Source organism: Fusicatenibacter saccharivorans (assembly GCF_015557635.1).
GTDB lineage: Bacteria > Bacillota > Clostridia > Lachnospirales > Lachnospiraceae > Fusicatenibacter > Fusicatenibacter saccharivorans.
This window is the reverse complement of the sequence record NZ_JADNOP010000032.1, coordinates 1,992-4,988: the sequence shown is the minus strand read 5'-3', so window position 1 is coordinate 4,988 and position 2,997 is coordinate 1,992. Positions and strand designations below refer to the sequence as shown.

Genomic DNA, 2,997 nt, shown 5'->3' with positions numbered 1-2,997 from the left:
GAATGGGATATCTCATCTTGAGGGGGGCTTCACGCTTAGATGCCTTCAGCGTTTATCCCTTCCCGACTTGGCTACCCGGCCGTGAACCTGGCGGTTCAACCGGTACACCAGAGGTCAGTCCATCCCGGTCCTCTCGTACTAAGGACAGCTCCTCTCAAATATCCTACGCCCACGCCGGATAGGGACCGAACTGTCTCACGACGTTCTGAACCCAGCTCGCGTACCGCTTTAATGGGCGAACAGCCCAACCCTTGGGACCTACTACAGCCCCAGGATGCGATGAGCCGACATCGAGGTGCCAAACCACTCCGTCGATGTGAACTCTTGGGAGTGATAAGCCTGTTATCCCCAGGGTAGCTTTTATCCGTTGAGCGATGGCATTCCCACTTAATACCACCGGATCACTAAGTCCTACTTTCGTACCTGCTCCACCCGTCGGTGTCGCAGTCAAGCTCCCTTCTGCCTTTGCACTCTTCGAATGGTTTCCGACCATTCTGAGGGAACCTTTGAGCGCCTCCGATACCCTTTCGGAGGCGACCGCCCCAGTCAAACTCCCCGTCTGGCATTGTCCCCCGGCCTGATAAAGGCCGCTGGTTAGAAGCCCAGCAGCACAAGGGTGGTATCCCAACAATGGCTCCCCTGAAACTGGCGTTCCAGGTTCACAGCCTCCCACCTATCCTGTACATGCACTGCCGGACCCCAGTACCAAACTGGAGTAAAGCTCCATGGGGTCTTTCCGTCCTGGCGCGGGTAACCAGCATCTTCACTGGTACTTCAATTTCACCGGATGCATTGTCGAGACAGCGCTCAAATCATTACGCCTTTCGTGCGGGTCGGAACTTACCCGACAAGGAATTTCGCTACCTTAGGACCGTTATAGTTACGGCCGCCGTTTACTGGGGCTTAAATTCAAAGCTTCGCTTGCGCTAACCTCTCCTCTTAACCTTCCAGCACCGGGCAGGCGTCAGCCCATATACCTCACCTTACGGTTTTGCATAGACCTGTGTTTTTGCTAAACAGTTGCTTGAGCCTATTCTCTGCGGCCAACTCTCGTTGGCACCCCTTCTCCCGAAGTTACGGGGTCATTTTGCCGAGTTCCTTAACAATGCTTCTTCCGCCGGCCTTAGGATTCTCTCCTCATCCACCTGTGTCGGTTTACGGTACGGGTATCTTAAAAACAATAGCGGCTTTTCTTGATTCATGGCTCACACACTTCCCTACTCTAGTTCGGTCCGCATCACGCCTTTGGATTGCCACACGGTTTTTCCTATGTGACTCCTCCTTCGCTTGCACGCGGCTTTCCGTTCCGCGCCTGTGCTCTCCACAAATGTCCCCACAGTTCTGTTTTAAGATAGTGCAGGAATCTCAACCTGCTGTCCATCGGATACGCATTTCTGCCTCTCCTTAGGCCCCGACTTACCCAGGGCAGATCAGCTTTACCCTGGAAACCTTGGATATTCGGCCGAGAGGATTCCCACCTCTCTCTCGCTACTCATTCCGGCATTCTCTCTTCCTGGCACTCCACAGCTCCTTCCGGTACTGCTTCGTTGCGCCAGCAATGCTCCTCTACCATACCTTGCGGTATCCTGTGCTTCGGTGTCGTGTTTCAGCCCCGGACATTTTCGGCGCAGGACCTCTCGACTAGTGAGCTATTACGCACTCTTTGAATGTGTGGCTGCTTCTGAGCCAACATCCTAGTTGTCTTCGAAATCCCACATCCTTTTCCACTTAACACGTACTTTGGGACCTTAGCAGCAGGTCTGGGCTCTTTCCCTTTTGACTGCCCAACTTATCTCGTGCAGTCTGACTCCCGATGAGCATCTTTACGGCATTCGGAGTTTGATATCCCTTGGTAAGCTTTGACGCCCCCTTAGAAATTCAGTGCTCTACCTCCGTAAGACTCCATCGAGGCTAGCCCTAAAGCTATTTCGAGGAGAACCAGCTATCTCCGGGTTCGATTGGAATTTCTCCCCTACCCACACCTCATCGCCACCCTTTTCAACGGATGTGCGTTCGGCCCTCCACTACCTCTTACGGCAGCTTCAGCCTGGACATGGGTAGATCACCCGGTTTCGGGTCTACTCTTACTGACTTTGCGCCCTCTTAAGACTTGGTTTCCCTTCGGCTCCGCACCTTGAGTGCTTAACCTTGCCAGTAAACGTAACTCGCCGGACCGTTCTACAAAAAGTACGCGGTTGTGCACATAAGGCACTTCCACAGCTTGTAAACACAGGGTTTCAGGTTCTCTTTCACTCCCCTCCCGGGGTCCTTTTCACCTTTCCTTCACAGTACTATGCGCTATCGGTCACTGAGGAGTATTTAGCCTTGGAGGGTGGTCCCTCCTGCTTCCCACAAGGTTTCCCGTGTCTCGTGGTACTCTGGATCCTGCCAGCCTCTCATCAATTTCGCCTACGGGATTTTCACCCTCTCTGATCAGATTTCCCAAAACTGTTCGGCTATTGATTCGAGTACCTTATGCAGTCCACAACCCCGCGGTGCACGCACCACGGTTTGGGCTCTTTCCATTTCGCTCGCCGCTACTTTGGAAATCGAGGTTTCTTTCTTCTCCTCGGGGTACTTAGATGTTTCAGTTCCCCCGGTTCCCTTCCATACGTTATGGATTGGCGTATGGATACTTGAGGTTTGCTCAAGTGGGTTTCCCCATTCGGATATCTCCGGATCAATGGATATTTGCTCCTCCCCGAAGCTTTTCGCAGCTTATCACGTCCTTCATCGGCTCTCAGTGCCAAGGCATCCACCCTGCGCTCTTAATGCTTGACCTGTATTCTTGGTCCGCTGCCATCATAGCGTTGATGACAGGCTTTTGTGTTCTCTGCTTTAAAAGCAATTGATTCAATAATCTTTCGATTATCTCTCTGGTTTGATAACATCACATGCTCTCACACATGATGCCTCGGATGTCTTTTCCTATCTCTAACGTTTTAACGTTTTCAATATAGATTGTATATGCGGTTTTCAAGGTACATCTTGCGGACT

1 rRNA gene is annotated in these 2,997 nt (G+C 52.1%); it reads right to left on the bottom strand.

What is annotated here, in order from left to right:
* Window positions 1-2,782, bottom strand: a 23S ribosomal RNA gene (locus I2G42_RS15975); the annotation flags it as partial.
* Between the last annotated feature and the right edge of the window lie 215 nt (window positions 2,783-2,997).